Origin of the sequence: Mesorhizobium sp. CU3 (genome assembly GCF_006442965.1) — a bacterium.
Lineage (GTDB): Bacteria > Pseudomonadota > Alphaproteobacteria > Rhizobiales > Rhizobiaceae > Mesorhizobium.
In genome coordinates, this window is record NZ_VFWX01000006.1 from 114,122 (window position 1) to 128,288 (window position 14,167).

The window sequence follows — 14,167 nt, forward strand, 5'->3', positions numbered from 1 at the left end:
TTGCGAGTGTCAGACGGCTTCCCAGCCGTCCTTTTCGCCGGCGCGGAAGATGGCGTCGATGACCTTCTGGTTGAGCACCGATTCCTCCAGCGTGAAGACGTGGTCCTTGCCGCCCTGGGCTGCGCGCACGAAGGCTTCGCATTCCAACCGGTACTGCTGCGTGCCGGGGAAGCGGAACACCTGCGCCTCGGTGTGGTTCTGGTTGTGCAGTTCGATGCGGTGATGCTCGTAGAGCCCGGCATTGAACGGTCCGAACACTTCGATGAAACCCTCCTCGCCATGGAACACCATCACCTGGCGCGCCGCCATCTGCGTCGACAGATAGAAGGACAGCTCGAAGTCGCCGAAATCGGCGCGGATCGAGGAGTAGATGTCGGTGCCGAAGGTCTTGTCGCGCTCGATCGTCGCCTGCACGCGGATCGGTTCCTTGCCGGTCGAAAAACGCGTCGACACCGTCGGATAGACGCCGATATCGGGCAGCGCGCCGCCGCCGAGATCGAGCTGGTTGCGCATGTTCTTAGGGTCGACATTGTAATAGGAAAACGCGCCCTGCACGTGGCGCAGCCGGCCGATGGCACCGGCGGCGATCAGGTCGCGCACCTTGATCCATTGCGGGTGGTAGGTGACCATGAAGGCTTCGCAGACCAGCACTTTCTTTTGGTCGCGCAGCTTGATCAGCGGCAGAATGTCCTTGGCGTCGAGCGCGAGAGGCTTCTCCACCAGCACATGTTTTCCCGCCTCGATCGCCTTCGCCGTCCATTCGACATGCTGCGAGGTCGGCAGCGGGATGTAGACGCCGTCGATCTCCGGAGAGGCGAGCAGTTCCTCATAGGAGCCGAAAGCATGGCGGGCGCCGAACCGTTCGCCCAGCGCCTTTGCCTTCGAAAGGTCGCGGCTGGCGATCGCCGACAAGATACCGTTTTCCGACTCCACGATCGCCGGCAAAAGCTGCTCGCGGCCGATCTTGGCCGTCGACAGAACACCCCAACGGAACATCACGCATCTCCATGTCGATTACATCGATGGAGGTGTGCCCCAAATCCGGAGAAAAGCCAATGCGAGACGCGGGCCATAAAGCACCTTCGTCATCCTCGGGCTTGACCCGAGGATCCATGCCGTGACCTATGACCTAAAGTGCAACGGTGCAGAATTCTGTAACCGTTGCAACGCCTTAGCGTCACGGAATGGATCCTAGGGTCTGCGCGCGTCGCTTCGCTCCTTGCTTCGCCCTAGGATGACGAACCCGAGGAGGCGGCGCTTGGAACTAACCCCGCTTGCCCGTCAGCGTCATGTCGAAATCGACGATATTGGAATAGAGCGGCGTGCCGACATCCATGCCGTAGCGTGACCTCAGCACCTTGCCGGTGACGCGGAACTTGATCGTTCCGCCCTTCAGCCCGCCGAGCTCGGCGGTGAATTTCTCCGAAAACGTCTTGCCGCGCGCCGTCAGCCGTCCGGTCACCACGGCTGTCGTGTCGCCGGTGCGGGTCACGCTGGTCGAGCGGAACTGGATTTCCGGGCTGTTGGCGGCGTCGAACACCGCGTCGGAACGCAGGAAGGCGTCGATGCGGCCCTGCCCGGTGCCGACGCTTTCGGGATAGATGGTGAGGTCGACCTTCGAGCGGCCGACATCGCCATTGTCGATGCGGATCGTGCCTTTGAAGCGGCCGAAGGCGCCGTCGAAACCGCCGCCGCCGGCCTTGCCGATGGTGAAGCGGATCGAGGAGCCCGAGGGGCTGATCGTATAGCTGCCGGCGGCATCGCTGAGGGCAACTGCGGCGTAGACAGGCATGACAAGGCAAGCGGCAAAAGCCGCCAATCCGAATATACGCGCATGCATGGGAGTGGTCCTTATCCTGAGGCAGCGCATTGCTGTCATCTCGCCCCGTCAACGAATGATGGGCCTGGTCTATTCCCCGGCTGACGAAGGTGTGATCATGCGCCTCAGCACGCCGTCGCGCAGCAGGAAATGATGGCGAAGTGCTGCAAGGACATGCAGCGCCACCAGCGCGATGCCGGCATAGGCGAGATACCAGTGCGCGGCCGTCCAGAAGCTTTCAGCGGCGTCCGACTCGCCCATCGGCAGGTCGGGCATGACGAACAGGTTGAACGGCATGGTCGGGATTTCCAGCGTCGACACCGACACCAGCGCCCAGCCGGACAACGGCAGCGCAACCTGGAAAGCATACAGCGCGAAATGCGCCAACGGCGCGGTCTTGCGTTCCAGCATGCCGACCGAGGGAGGCAGTGCCGGCGCCGCATTGCCGAGCCGCCAGGCGATGCGCAGTATGATCAGCCCGAGCAGCAGGAAGCCGAAGGATTTGTGCAGCTGGATCAGCTCGAAGGACGTGCGCTGGCTGGTCGTGCGCACCATGACATAGCCGAGCGCGAACTGGCCGATGAAGAGGATGCCAATCAGCCAGTGCAGGATGATCGTCGGCCAGCCATAGCGGGTGGGGGTGTTGGTGAGGGGCTGCATGGTGAAAAAACGTCGTCGAGATGGGCTTTCTTCCGAGAGACGCAAGCCAATTTCAGACGCCGGCGCCGCCCCTCTTTGCCCTGCCGGGCATTTCTCCCCGTAAACGGGGCGAAAGGGGCTGGCCGCGATGCCGGCGCCCATGCTCCAACGCTGGCGATTGGCGAAAGCGGCGACGACAGCCCCTTCGCCCCGTTTACGGGGAGAAGATGCCGGCAGGCAGATGAGGGGCAGCGCTGACGCTGGTATTTTTTACCCAACGCGTCTCAAGCGTGGTTTGCCGCAGGCTAAGCTGTCACCTTGAAGAAATCCACAAACGCCCTGAGCGCAGGCCGCATCTGCCTGCGGCTGGGATAATAGACGAAGAACCCCTCGAAGGTCGGGCACCAGTCCTCCATCACGCGGATCAGTCTTCCGTCGGCGAGCGGCGCGCTGACATAGGGCTCGAACACGAAGGCGAGCCCGGCGCCGTCGACCGCTGCCTGCGCGATCAGATGGTCCTCGTCGAGGATCAGCGGCCCTTCCACCGCGATCTCGATCTCTTCGCCGTCTTTCTCGAACTCCCAGCGGTAGAGGATGCCGCTGGAGAAGCGGAAGCGGATGCAGCGGTGGTCCGCGAGGTCGCGCGGATGGCGCGGCTTCGGCATGGAAGCGAAATAGGATGGCGCGGCGACCACCGCGCCGCGGATGTCCGGCCCGATGCGCACCGCGATCATGTCGCGCTGCAGGCTCTCGCCGAGCCGCACGCCGGCATCGAAGCCGCCTTCGACCACGTCGGTGAAACGATCCTCGATGACGATCTCCAGCACGATGTCGGGATAGGCGGCGGCAAAGGCCGCGAGCCGTGGCGTCAGCACCAGATGCGCGGCGGTGCGCGGCACGGTCAACCTGAGATTGCCGGCCGGCCGGTCGCGCGCCTCGACCGCCGTCTCCAGCGCCAGGTCGATCTCGGACAGTGCCGGCCGCAGCCGCTCCAGCAGTTGCGCGCCTTCCTCGGTCGGCGCGACGCTGCGTGTGCTGCGGGCGAGCAGCCGCACGCCGAGCCGCGCCTCCAGGCTCGATACAGCGTGGCTGACCGCCGAAGGCGCGATGCCCAGCTCGCGCGCTGCGCGGCGGAAGCTGGCGCATTGGGCGACGGTGGCCAGCACGGTGAGCTGCGAGAGGTTGGTTCGGTTCATTGTTCTATTTTATAGATCAAGTCGTGCAAAACTGACAGGATTATCGAACGGAAGGCGGGGCGCTATCTCCTGCCCATCGCAACAAGGAGATGCGCCATGCAAACCCGCAAACTAGGAACTGAACTCGAAGTCTTCCCCGTCGGCCTCGGCTGCATGGGCATGAGCTTCGGCTATGGCGGCCAACCGGAGGCGGAAGCTATCGCCACGCTGCGCCGCGCCGTCGAGATCGGGGTGACTTTTTTCGATACGGCCGAAGTCTATGGTCCGTTCGAGAACGAGATCCTGCTCGGCAAGGCGCTGAAGCCGGTGCGTGACAAGGTGACCATCGCCACCAAATTCGGCTTCAAGATTTCGGAAGAAGGCTCGGGCATGGAGCGCATGGTCGGCGTCGACAGCCGGCCCGAGCATGTCAAGGCGGTGGCCGAAGCCTCGCTGAAGCGGCTCGATACCGATGTCATCGACCTCTATTACCAGCACCGCGTCGACCCCACCGTGCCGATCGAGGACACGGTCGGCGCCATGGCCGAGCTGGTGCGCGAAGGCAAGGTCCGGGCGCTGGGCCTCTCGGAAGTCAGCGGCGCGACCTTGCGCCGGGCGCATGCCGTGCATCCGATCGCCGCCGTGCAGAGCGAATATTCGCTGTGGACCCGCGATCCCGAGGATGAGGTGTTCGATATCTGCCGCGAGTTCGGCATCGGCTTCGTGCCCTACAGCCCGCTCGGCCGCGGCCTGCTCACCGGCACGATGGCCAAACCCGATGCGCTCGGCGCCGGCGACTGGCGCCGCACGCTGCCGCGCTTCCAGGCCGAGGCGATGGCAGCCAACAACGCCGTCATCGCCGTGCTGGAGAAGATGGCGACCGAAAAGGGCGTGACCTCGGCGCAGCTGGCGCTCGCCTGGGTGCTGCACCAGGGCGATTTCATCGTGCCGATCCCGGGGGCGAGGAAGATGCGGCATTTGGAGCAGAACACGGCGGCGGCAGGAATTGAGCTGAGTGCGGCCGAGGTTGCCGCGATCGGCGATGCGCTGTCGCCGGACAAGGTGGTCGGCAAGCGCTATACGGAGGAATTGCTGGCGCTGGTGAATGGGTAGGCACGCCCTTGAAATGGAAAGGGGCGCGCTTCGGCGCCCCTTTTGTTGAAAGGTTGGCGCGAGGCCCCCCTCTCTGGCCTGCCGGCCATCTCCCCCTCAAGGGGGGAGATCAGATGTCGCCACGGCTTTCGCCAATCACCAACGTAGTAAGAAAGAGCGAGGCGCCGAAGCTGCCAATCTCCCCCCTTGAGGGGGAGATGCCCGGCAGGGCAGAGAGGGGGGCCTCGCGCCGACGTATCCTCTCTCCGCGCCCTACCAAGGCACCACCTCAATCTCCGGCCAGCACGCCCGCGCCCGCGCGCCCTTCGCCTCATGCGTCCGCTGATTGTCCATCACCCGGTTGGGCGTGATCCGAAACGAGAACAGGTCATCCAGCCCAAACGGCGCCACCAGCTCCAATTGCCCATCAGCGCCATACCGCACTCCGACCGCATGCGTCTTCGAGGCAAAACAGCTCACCGATTCACTCGAGCTCGTATAACGCGGGCACTCCCGCCCGAATTTCACCGGATACCACAGATGAACCCGCGCCTGGTTGCGCACCTCGACCGGGAGTTTCAGCCCTTCGAAATGCACCGCCGCCCGGCGGATCACGGCGTCCTCGGCCTCGTAGGAAAGATCGGCGTCGTCGAAATAGAACAGGTCGACATCCTTGATGCCGTAGCCCGGCGGCTTGCTGGTCAGGTGGTTCCAGACGCTGTTGTAGAGCGCGCCGGAGACCACCAGCCAGTCCGGCAAGGCAAGCTCGCGCACCCGCGCCAGCGTTTCGCCGAGCAGCGGGTCAGCCGCGACGATGGCGAGGAACGCCGCACGCTGGTCTTCGAAGGGCAGGCCGGAATAGCGGAGATGGTCCATCGCCCTTTGGACGGCGATTCGCCATCGTTCCGCAATTCTGAATTCTTTAGGCGCGCAGCACGCCGCCGGTCTGCTTGTTGACGTTCTCGACGATGCGCTTGGCCAGCGCCTCGAAATCCTCGTCGGTCAAGGTCTTCTCGACCGGCTGGATCGAGACCTCGATGGCGATCGACTTCTTGGCTTCGCCGAGCGCCGCACCCTCGAAGACGTCGAACACCGAGACGCCGGTGACCAGCTTCTTGTCGGCCGCGAGCGCTGCCCGCACCAGCGTGCCGGCCTCGACCGCCCGGTCGACGACGAAGGCGAAATCGCGTTTCACCGCCTGGAAGGGCGACAGCTCCAGCTTCGGCTTGGTGCGCGTCGGCTTGGCCTTCGGCTCCGGCACGGCGTCGACAAAGACCTCGAAGCCGCAGATCGGCCCGGAAGCGTCGAGCGCCTCCAGCGTCCTCGGATGGAACTCGCCGAAGGTGCCGAGCACGGTCTTCGGGCCGAGCTTGATCGTGCCGGAACGTCCCGGATGATACCAGGCCGGGCCGCCGGGCTCGATCTGCAGCCGGTCGACCGGCGCGCCGCAGGCTTCGAGTGCTGCGATCGCATCCGCCTTGGCGTCGAACACGCCGACCGACCCGGCATTGCCGGCCCAGCTGCGGCCGGAACCGTCAAGCTTGGCCGTGCCGCGCCTGACACCGGCGGCGACGCGCCGCTGCTGTTCGGGCGCATCGCCCTCATAGGTGCCGGAAACCTCGAACAGCGCCACGTCGCCGATACCCCTGTCGGCATTGCGCTGCGCGGCGGCAATCAGCCCGGGCAGCAGCGAAGGCCGCATGTCGGACATGTCGGCGGCGATCGGGTTGGCGAGCTTCAGCGCCGTCTGGCCGCCGCCGAACAGTTCGGCATGCTTTGCCGGGATGAACGACCAGGTGACGGCTTCCATCATGCCGCGCACGGCCAGCGCGCGCTTGGCGGAACGGGTGCGCACCTGCAGCGTGGTCAGTATCCTGCCGTTGACCGCGTCATGCGAGGTCAGCGGCTGCGGCGCGATGTTATCGACGCCGTGGATGCGCATCACCTCTTCGACGAGGTCGGCCTTGCCGTCGACATCCGGCCGCCAGGACGGCACCGTCACCTTGACGATCTCGCCCGAGCCTTTCGGCTCGAAGCCGAGCCGGGTCAGGATGTCGAGCGCCTCTTCTCGCGGCACCTCGATGCCGGTCAGCCGCTTCACTTCCGACAGCGGGAAGGAGACGATTTTCGCCTTGTGGCCGGCATAGCCGGCCCCATCGATCTCCGACGGCGTGCCGCCGCAGAAATCGAGTACCAGCTTGGTCGCCAGTTCGACGCCCGGCACCATGAATTCGGGATCGACACCGCGCTCGAAGCGGTAGCGCGCGTCGGTGATGATGCCGAGCGCGCGGCCGGTGCGGGCCGTGGTGATCGGGTCCCAGAGCGCCGATTCGATCAGCACGTCGGTGGTGCTCTCGTCACAGCCCGAATGCTCGCCGCCCATGATGCCGGCGATCGATTCGACGCCATTGTCGTCGGCGATCACGCACATCTCCGGCGTCAGCGTGTATTCGCGGCCGTCCAGCGCCATCACCTTCTCGCCGTCCCTGGCGCGGCGGACCACGAGGTTGCCGGCGACCTTCTTGGCATCGAACACATGCAGCGGCCGGCCGCGGTCGAAGGTGACGTAGTTGGTGATGTCGACCAGCGCGCTGATCGGCCTGAGACCAATGGCGATCAGCCGCTGCTGCAGCCATTTCGGCGAAGGGCCGTTTTTCACGCCTTTGACCAGCGTCAGCGCGAAGCCGGGGCAGAGCTCCGGCGCCTCGATCGTCACCTTGACCGGGCAGAGGCCCCCGCCGGCATGCGGCATGATCCCGCCCCCGGTCAGCCGACCGAGCCCGCTCGCCGCGAGGTCGCGCGCGATGCCGTAGACGCTGGTCGCGTCCGGCCGGTTCGGCGTCAGGTTGATCTCGATGACCGGATCGTCGAGATGCGCGTAGGCCGCGAAGCTGGTGCCGACCGGCGCGTCTTTGGGCAGGTCGATGATGCCGTTATGTTCGTCGGAGATTTCCAGCTCGCGCTCGGAGCACATCATGCCATGGCTTTCGACGCCGCGGATCTTGCCGACCGAGAGCGTCACATCGATGCCTGGAACGTAGGTGCCGGGCGCGGCGAAGGCGCCGATCAGGCCGGCGCGGGCGTTCGGCGCGCCGCAAACGACCTGCACAGGCGGCTTGCCGTCGCCGGTGTCGACGGTCAGCACCCGCAGCCGGTCGGCGTCGGGATGCTGCACGGCGGTCAGCACCTTGGCGATGACGAAGGGCTTCAGGCCGGCCTTGTCGTCGACATGCTCGACTTCGAGGCCGATCGCGGTCAGCCGCTCGACGATCTCGGCAAGCGAGGCGTCGGTCTCGAGATGGTCCTTGAGCCAGGAGAGGGTGAATTTCATGACTGGATTCCGTCGGATATTGGTTCTTCGGGTCTTTGTTCGCCAGGTCTGGGGACGCTGGTCTTCAGCTCGCGCGGCAAGGCGTCGGGCATGTGCAGGAAGGGCAGTTGCTCGCGCACATGCGCATGCACGGTTGGCCTGAAATAGGCCGGCATGTCCATGGCGCCGAGCATGAAATAGATCTGGTTGTCGAGCCGCTTGTCGCTATAGGCGATCGGCGAGCCGCAAATGCCGCAGAATGTGCGCTCCACCGGACCGTTGCGGTAGGCCTTCAGCGACTTGCCGTTGAGCGCGACCTGGTCGGCCAGGAAGCCGACAAAGGCCGACACCGGCGCGCCGCTGGCGCGCCGGCAATCGCCGCAATGGCAATAGCTGACGTGATGCGGCTCGGCCGAGGCCTCGAACCGCACGGCGCCGCAACGGCAGCCGCCGGTGTGCGGCGCCGTCATGCGGAAAGGCCTCCGAACAATGTCGGGAGGTCGAGCGGCCTGAAGCCGTAATGCGACAGCCAGCGCACATCCGCGTCGAAGAAGGCGCGCAGGTCCGGCATGCCGTATTTCAGCATGGCGATGCGGTCGATGCCCATGCCCCAGGCAAAGCCTTGATATTCGTCGGGATCGAGCCCGCCGGCGCGCAGCACATTCGGGTGCACCATGCCGCAGCCGAGGATCTCCATCCAGTCGGAGCCCTCGCCGAAGCGCACTTCGCCCGGACGCGAGCGGTCGCACTGGATGTCGACCTCGAGGCTTGGCTCGGTGAACGGGAAGAAGGACGGGCGGAAGCGCATCTTGACCGAAGGCACCTCGAAGAAGGCCTTGCAGAACTCCTCCAGCACCCACTTCATGTTGGCGACATTGGCTGTTTTGTCGACCACCAGGCCCTCGACCTGATGGAACATCGGTGAGTGCGTGGCGTCCGAATCTTGCCGGTAAGTCTTGCCGGGGATGACGATGCGGATCGGCGGCTTCTGCTTCTCCATGGTGCGGATCTGCACGGGCGAAGTGTGCGTGCGCAACAGCTTGCGCTCGCCCTTTTCGTCCGGCTGGAAAAAGAAGGTATCGTGCATCTCGCGCGCCGGATGCCCTTCCGGGAAATTCAGCGCGGTGAAATTGTAATAGTCGGACTCGATATCTGGGCCTTCGGCGATGGCGAAGCCGAGATCGCCGAAGATCGCCGCGATCTCGTCGATCACCTGGCTGATCGGATGGATGCGGCCGCGCTCGGCCGGCGACTGGCGCACCGGCAGCGTGACGTCGACCTTCTCGGCCGCGAGCCTGGCGGCGATCGCGACATCCTTCAGCTCCGCCTTGCGCGCCGTCAGCGCCTCGGTGACGCGGTTCTTCAGGCCGTTGATTGCCGGCCCCTTCACCTGCCGCTCCTCCGCGCTCATCGCGCCCAGCGTCTTCAACATTTCGGAGACCGAGCCCTTCTTGCCCAGCGCCGAGACGCGCACCGCCTCGATCGCCGGCTCGTCGGCGGCCGAAGCGATTTCGGCCATCAGGGAATTTTCGAGTGTATCAAGGCCAATGGTTGCGTCGTTCACGGTCAAAACTCGCTGCGTTGTCACTTTGAGCGTGAAAGTCACGTCTAAAGTGAAAGTTCAGGCATAAGGAAAACCCGCGCCAGCCGAGCCAGCGCGGGTTCCCCAAATCAGTCCTAAAAATGCTTGGGAAGCGCTGGCTTAGGCGACAGCGCTCTCAAAAGCATTCGGCGTGGTGTTCTTCAGATATTCGAGCGCGACCTTGGCCTTGGCAACCAGGGCGGCGAAAGCCTGCGGCTCGTGGATGGCCATGTCCGACAGGACCTTGCGGTCGATCTCGATGCCGGCCTTGTTGAGGCCGTCGATGAAGCGGCCATAGGTCAGGCCGTGCTCGTGCGTTGCCGCGTTGATGCGCTGGATCCAAAGCGCGCGGAACGAGCGCTTGCGGTTCTTGCGGTCGCGGTAGGCGTACTGCAGCGACTTCTCCACCGCCTGCTTGGCGATGCGGATGGTGTTCTTGCGGCGGCCGTAGAAACCCTTGGCGGCTTTCAGGACCTTCTTGTGCTTGGCGTGGGCGGTAACGCCTCTCTTTACGCGTGCCATGTCATGATCTCCTTAAATACTGTTCCTGAAACCGATTGCTCAGAGGCCGTTCGGCAGAAAATTCTTGATGACCTTCTTGCCGTCCGGTTCAGCCAGAACCATCGTGCCGCGGGCATCGCGAATGAACTTGTTGGAACGCTTGATCATGCCGTGGCGCTTGCCGGCGGCAGCCGACAGCACCTTGCCGGTGGCAGTAATCTTGAACCGCTTCTTGGCGGCCGATTTGGTCTTCATCTTGGGCATTTTGCTACTCCGTATTGGTGGCGCACCATCGCGCTTCTTTTTTCGCTTCGGGCCGACCAAAGCCCGAAAAGCAAATGAAACCGCCACGGCATGCCCTGCCGGGCGGTTTTCTGGAACGGCGGTCCTATAGATCAAACAGCGCCGGTGCGCAACACCTCGCCGTGCGACGCGCTGTCTTTGCGGTACGGGCAGCCTCTACGGCAGCGTAAACCACACCGGCAGCATCCCCGACAGCTGCAAGCCGTCGATCAGCTCGAAGGCCGGGAGCGCGATCAGGAACACCAGCCCGTCGAGCAACGTGTTCAACAGCAGGCGCGGCTTGAAGCTGCCGGTGTCGCCTTCTTCGTAGAGCGACAGGTTGGGGAAGAAGCGCGGCACCTTGGCGAGATAGGCCAGGTAGGGCGCGCCGAGCGCTTCCTTGAGGTATTTCTCCTCGCGCAGGATGACGATATGGAAGGCGCCGGCGCAAAGCGCGGCGAAAAGGATGATGCCGGTGAACGAGCCGATCTGCGCGCCGACGCCAGCGGCTGCCACCGTCGAGAACAGATAGAGCGGGTTGCGGGTGATCGAATAAGGCCCGCCGGTGACGACTTCGGAGGATTTGCGCCCGCCGATATAAAGCGTCGACCACAGCCGCCCGACAACGCCGAGGAAGATCAGCAGCACGCCGAACATCTCGATCGATTCATGCACCCAGGTGTCCGGCGGAAAAGTCGATTGGCCGAAAAGCAGCGCGCAGAACAGCACCACGACCAGCACCGCGATGACGATGCGGCGCATGTACTGGTATCCTCCCAGCCCTTCCAATTGGCTGGTGGGGACCTTCACTTCATCGACCATGGCACATCCGATCGCCGCTTGCTTTGCCCGCGATCGGATGAAAAACAGGCGCCCCGCCGATCGTCGGCACGCCGTGCCCGGCAATTCGGGCGGATTTTAGAGCACGACATCGCGGGAGCAGGTCAATTCTGCTCTCCCGAAACCGTGATCGGCGCGATCGCCTCGCGCCGGTACGGTTCGGACGGGTAGGGAGAGGCGTGCCTGGTCAGCGCGGCGCCAGCACCATCATCATCTGGCGGCCCTCGAGCTTCGGCTCGGCTTCGACCTTGGCGATGGTGGCCACTTCCTCGCGCACCTTGTTCAGGAGCTGCATGCCGAGCTCCATATGCGCCATCTCGCGGCCGCGGAAGCGCAGCGTCAGCTTGACCTTGTCGCCTTCCTCGAAGAAGCGCCGCACGGCCTTCATCTTGGTGTCGTAGTCATGGCTGTCGATGTTCGGGCGCATCTTGATCTCCTTGATCTCGATGACCTTCTGGTTCTTGCGCGCCTCGGCCGCCTTCTTCTGGTTGGCGTATTTCAGCTTGCCGAGATCGAGGATCTTGACGACAGGCGGAACCGCATTGGGCGATATCTCGACGAGATCGAGCCCGGCCTCTTCGGCCAGCAGCAATGCGTCGTTGATGGAAACATCGCCGCGGTTCTGGCCTTCGGCGTCGATGAGCTGGACCCGGGGAACCCGGATGTCTCGGTTGGAGCGCGGGCCGTCCTTGGTGGGCGCCGCTGCTTTGAAAGGTCTGCGAATGGTCGTGGTCTCCTCGGCCGTTTCGTTCAGGGTTTCAGTAAATTCAAGTCGCTGGACGCGCCTATGTGGTGAGCGCGGGGCGTGAGTCAATAGCACAGCCCGCTTGCAAAATCACCTGTCCGCTTGGCTTTAGCTGCACCAAGCAAAGAAACGCCGCGAGCACTTTTCGTTGAACCACCGCCTGTGCCAAAAGACCGGCGGAAGGGACAAAGCCCATGACTGCCAGCGCTCCGGTTTTCATCGATGTCGACGGGTCGAGCATCGCCGTCAGGCAGGCGCCGGGTGCCGCGCCCGGCATCGTCTGGCTGGGCGGCTACAAGTCCGACATGCTGGGCACCAAGGCCGAAACGCTTGCCGCCTGGGCCGCCGCCGAGGGCCGCGCCTGTCTGCGCCACGACTATTCCGGTCATGGCGAGTCGGGCGGCGACTTCGCCGACGGCACCATTTCCAAATGGCTGACTGAAAGCCTGGCCGTGTTTCGCCGGTTCAGCGAAGGCAAGCAGATCCTCGTAGGTTCCTCGATGGGGGCCTGGATTGCGCTCAGAATGGCGCAGGAACTGCACAAGGCGGGCGAGGATCGGGTCGCCGGCCTGGTGCTTTTGGCACCGGCGCCGGATTTCACCGTCGAATTGATCGAGCCGGCGCTGACCGACGCGCAGCGGCGCGACCTCGAAGAAAAAGGTTTCTTCGCCGAGCCCTCCGACTATTCGGACCAGCCTTACATCTACACCCGCGCGCTGATCGAGGACGGCCGCGCCAACCGGGTGATGACCGGGCCGATCGACACCCACTGCCCGGTCCATATCCTGCAGGGCCTGGCCGATCCGGACGTGCCCTCCGCCCATGCGCTAAAGCTGGCAGTGATGCTGCCCGCCGACGACGTGACGCTGTCGCTCATCCCCGACGGCGATCACCGCCTGTCGCGGCCCGAGGATCTCGATATGCTGAAGCGCGCAGTCGGCGACATGGTTGGCCGGATCGCCTGACGATGCGCGTGTCCATTCCAATATCCGCCTTCGTCGCGGCGATCGTCGGCTTCGGCAGCACGCTGGCCATCGTCATTGCCGCGGCCAAGGCGGTCGGCGCGACGCAGATCGAGACCGCGAGCGGCGTCACGGCGATCTGCCTGGCGATGGCGATCGAATGCCTGTGGCTGTCCTGGCGCACGAAGATGCCTGTGATCACCGCCTGGTCGACGCCTGGCCTGGCGCTGGTCGCCGCCTCCAGCGGCTTCACCATGCCGGAGGCGATCGGCGCCTTCATCGTCACCGGCGTCCTGCTCACCGCCACCGGCCTGTTCAAGCCTTTGACCAGGCTGATGGCGCGGATTCCAGCCTCCGTCGCCTCCGGCATGCTGGCCGGCATCGTCGTCAACTTCGCCATCAATGCGGTCAAGACCGTACCGGTGGACCCGTGGCTCATCCTGCCGCTGATCGCGGCCTTCTTCGTCATCCGCCTGTTCAATCCGGCGCTGTCGGTGCTGGCGGTGCTGGTCGGCGGCGGCCTTGCCGCCTTCCTCACCGGCCGGGTCGGCGGCCTGCCGGCGCCGGAACTGTCGACGCTGACGCTGATTGCGCCCGCGTTTACCGCCAAGGCGATCGTCGGCCTGGCGCTGCCGCTCTACCTCGTCACCATGGCCTCGCAGAACCTTTCCGGCCTCGCCGTGCTGCGCGCCGCGGGCTATGACCCCGAACCCGGGCCGCTGATCGGCGTCACCGGCCTGTTTTCCCTGCTAACCGCGCCCTTCGGTGCCGGAACCACCAATCTGGCGGCGATTTCGGCGGCGATCTGCACAGGCCCCGACGTGCATCCCGACCCTGCCGAGCGCTGGAAGACGGGCCCGTTCTATGCGCTCGCCTATCTGGTCTTCGCCATCTTCGGCGCCTCGCTGGTGGCGATCTTCGCCGTCCTGCCGCAGAGCCTGATCGCGCTGGTCGCCGGGCTGGCGCTGATGGCGTCCCTGGCCAATGCGCTGGCCATCGCGCTGAGGGACGAGGCCGAGCGCATGCCGGCGACCGTCACCTTCGCCGTGACAGCCTCGGGGCTCACCCTGTTCGGCGTCGGTGCGGCGTTCTGGGGCCTGGTTGCCGGCATGGCCGTGCTTTTCCTCGACAGGCTCAAAAAGCGATAATCATTTCAGGCGCTTCGCCGGTTTTGGCCGGATTTGTCTTGAATCGCCGATTTGCTCTTCCCATTTCGATTC

Annotated in this window: 15 protein-coding genes; 3 read left to right on the top strand and 12 right to left on the bottom strand. The window is 64.6% G+C overall.

All coding sequences use genetic code 11. The annotated features are described in order from the left end of the window. Positions 1-9: 9 nt before the first annotated feature. The 4 genes from FJ988_RS11205 to FJ988_RS11220 form a co-directional block, all read right to left on the bottom strand. Positions 10-996, bottom strand: a complete 987-nt coding sequence (locus FJ988_RS11205) for a Gfo/Idh/MocA family protein (RefSeq protein ID WP_140817462.1) — start codon at positions 994-996, stop codon at positions 10-12. Between the two features lie 268 nt (positions 997-1,264). Further along, complete coding sequence (locus tag FJ988_RS11210) at positions 1,265-1,840, bottom strand: YceI family protein (protein ID WP_140817465.1); 576 nt, start codon at positions 1,838-1,840, stop codon at positions 1,265-1,267. Positions 1,841-1,909: 69 nt separating this feature from the next. Then, positions 1,910-2,479, bottom strand: a complete 570-nt coding sequence (locus FJ988_RS11215; protein WP_140817467.1) for a cytochrome b — start codon at positions 2,477-2,479, stop codon at positions 1,910-1,912. Positions 2,480-2,763: 284 nt separating this feature from the next. Next, entirely contained in the window at positions 2,764-3,654 is an 891-nt protein-coding gene (locus tag FJ988_RS11220) for a LysR family transcriptional regulator (RefSeq protein WP_140817469.1), read from the bottom strand. Between the two features lie 96 nt (positions 3,655-3,750). On the opposite strand from FJ988_RS11220, the gene FJ988_RS11225 reads away from it, so the two are divergent. Then, positions 3,751-4,746 carry an aldo/keto reductase gene (locus tag FJ988_RS11225; protein ID WP_140817471.1) on the top strand — a complete coding sequence of 332 codons (996 nt, stop codon included), beginning with the start codon at positions 3,751-3,753 and terminating at the stop codon, positions 4,744-4,746. 252 nt (positions 4,747-4,998) lie between these two features. Here FJ988_RS11225 and FJ988_RS11235 read toward each other — a convergent pair whose 3' ends face one another. The 8 genes from FJ988_RS11235 to infC form a co-directional block, all read right to left on the bottom strand. Next, a complete protein-coding gene (locus FJ988_RS11235) occupies positions 4,999-5,601 on the bottom strand; it encodes a nucleotidyltransferase family protein (RefSeq protein WP_140817473.1) in 603 nt (200 codons plus the stop codon). 46 nt (positions 5,602-5,647) lie between these two features. Next, complete coding sequence (gene pheT, locus FJ988_RS11240; protein WP_140817476.1) at positions 5,648-8,056, bottom strand: phenylalanine--tRNA ligase subunit beta; 2,409 nt, start codon at positions 8,054-8,056, stop codon at positions 5,648-5,650. Beyond that, entirely contained in the window at positions 8,053-8,505 is a 453-nt protein-coding gene (locus FJ988_RS11245) for a GFA family protein (RefSeq protein ID WP_140817478.1), read from the bottom strand. The genes pheT and FJ988_RS11245 overlap by 4 nt, the downstream gene beginning before the upstream one ends. Continuing rightward, complete coding sequence (pheS, locus tag FJ988_RS11250; RefSeq protein WP_246688510.1) at positions 8,502-9,554, bottom strand: phenylalanine--tRNA ligase subunit alpha; 1,053 nt, start codon at positions 9,552-9,554, stop codon at positions 8,502-8,504. Before pheS ends, FJ988_RS11245 begins: the two co-directional genes overlap by 4 nt. A gap of 183 nt (positions 9,555-9,737) precedes the next feature. Further along, entirely contained in the window at positions 9,738-10,139 is a 402-nt protein-coding gene (gene rplT / locus FJ988_RS11255; RefSeq protein WP_042637600.1) for a 50S ribosomal protein L20, read from the bottom strand. Between the two features lie 39 nt (positions 10,140-10,178). Further along, positions 10,179-10,382: a 50S ribosomal protein L35 gene (gene rpmI, locus FJ988_RS11260; RefSeq protein ID WP_027166935.1), complete on the bottom strand. Its 204-nt coding sequence runs from the start codon at positions 10,380-10,382 to the stop codon at positions 10,179-10,181. A gap of 195 nt (positions 10,383-10,577) precedes the next feature. Beyond that, positions 10,578-11,222, bottom strand: a complete 645-nt coding sequence (locus FJ988_RS11265; RefSeq protein WP_140817483.1) for an isoprenylcysteine carboxylmethyltransferase family protein — start codon at positions 11,220-11,222, stop codon at positions 10,578-10,580. 205 nt (positions 11,223-11,427) lie between these two features. After that, positions 11,428-11,964, bottom strand: a complete 537-nt coding sequence (gene infC, locus FJ988_RS11270) for a translation initiation factor IF-3 (protein ID WP_095819095.1) — start codon at positions 11,962-11,964, stop codon at positions 11,428-11,430. A gap of 215 nt (positions 11,965-12,179) precedes the next feature. On the opposite strand from infC, the gene FJ988_RS11275 reads away from it, so the two are divergent. Then, entirely contained in the window at positions 12,180-12,950 is a 771-nt protein-coding gene (locus FJ988_RS11275; protein WP_140817486.1) for a carboxylesterase, read from the top strand. A gap of 2 nt (positions 12,951-12,952) precedes the next feature. After that, entirely contained in the window at positions 12,953-14,095 is a 1,143-nt protein-coding gene (locus FJ988_RS11280) for a benzoate/H(+) symporter BenE family transporter (protein WP_140817488.1), read from the top strand. The last annotated feature ends 72 nt before the right edge of the window (positions 14,096-14,167 follow it).

Bases quoted from the DNA above. Each gene is read 5' to 3' on its own strand.
- pheS (WP_246688510.1), bottom strand. From the start codon at position 9,554: ATGGCCGAAATCGCTTCGGCCGCCGACGAGCCGGCGATCGAGGCGGTG.
- rplT (WP_042637600.1), bottom strand. From the start codon at position 10,139: ATGGCACGCGTAAAGAGAGGCGTTACCGCCCACGCCAAGCACAAGAAG.
- FJ988_RS11275 (WP_140817486.1), top strand. From the start codon at position 12,180: ATGACTGCCAGCGCTCCGGTTTTCATCGATGTCGACGGGTCGAGCATC.
- FJ988_RS11245 (WP_140817478.1), bottom strand. From the start codon at position 8,505: ATGACGGCGCCGCACACCGGCGGCTGCCGTTGCGGCGCCGTGCGGTTC.
- FJ988_RS11220 (WP_140817469.1), bottom strand. From the start codon at position 3,654: ATGAACCGAACCAACCTCTCGCAGCTCACCGTGCTGGCCACCGTCGCC.
- FJ988_RS11235 (WP_140817473.1), bottom strand. From the start codon at position 5,601: ATGGACCATCTCCGCTATTCCGGCCTGCCCTTCGAAGACCAGCGTGCG.
- rpmI (WP_027166935.1), bottom strand. From the start codon at position 10,382: ATGCCCAAGATGAAGACCAAATCGGCCGCCAAGAAGCGGTTCAAGATT.
- FJ988_RS11265 (WP_140817483.1), bottom strand. From the start codon at position 11,222: ATGGTCGATGAAGTGAAGGTCCCCACCAGCCAATTGGAAGGGCTGGGA.
- FJ988_RS11215 (WP_140817467.1), bottom strand. From the start codon at position 2,479: ATGCAGCCCCTCACCAACACCCCCACCCGCTATGGCTGGCCGACGATC.
- FJ988_RS11205 (WP_140817462.1), bottom strand. From the start codon at position 996: ATGTTCCGTTGGGGTGTTCTGTCGACGGCCAAGATCGGCCGCGAGCAG.
- FJ988_RS11225 (WP_140817471.1), top strand. From the start codon at position 3,751: ATGCAAACCCGCAAACTAGGAACTGAACTCGAAGTCTTCCCCGTCGGC.
- FJ988_RS11280 (WP_140817488.1), top strand. From the start codon at position 12,953: ATGCGCGTGTCCATTCCAATATCCGCCTTCGTCGCGGCGATCGTCGGC.
- FJ988_RS11210 (WP_140817465.1), bottom strand. From the start codon at position 1,840: ATGCATGCGCGTATATTCGGATTGGCGGCTTTTGCCGCTTGCCTTGTC.
- pheT (WP_140817476.1), bottom strand. From the start codon at position 8,056: ATGAAATTCACCCTCTCCTGGCTCAAGGACCATCTCGAGACCGACGCC.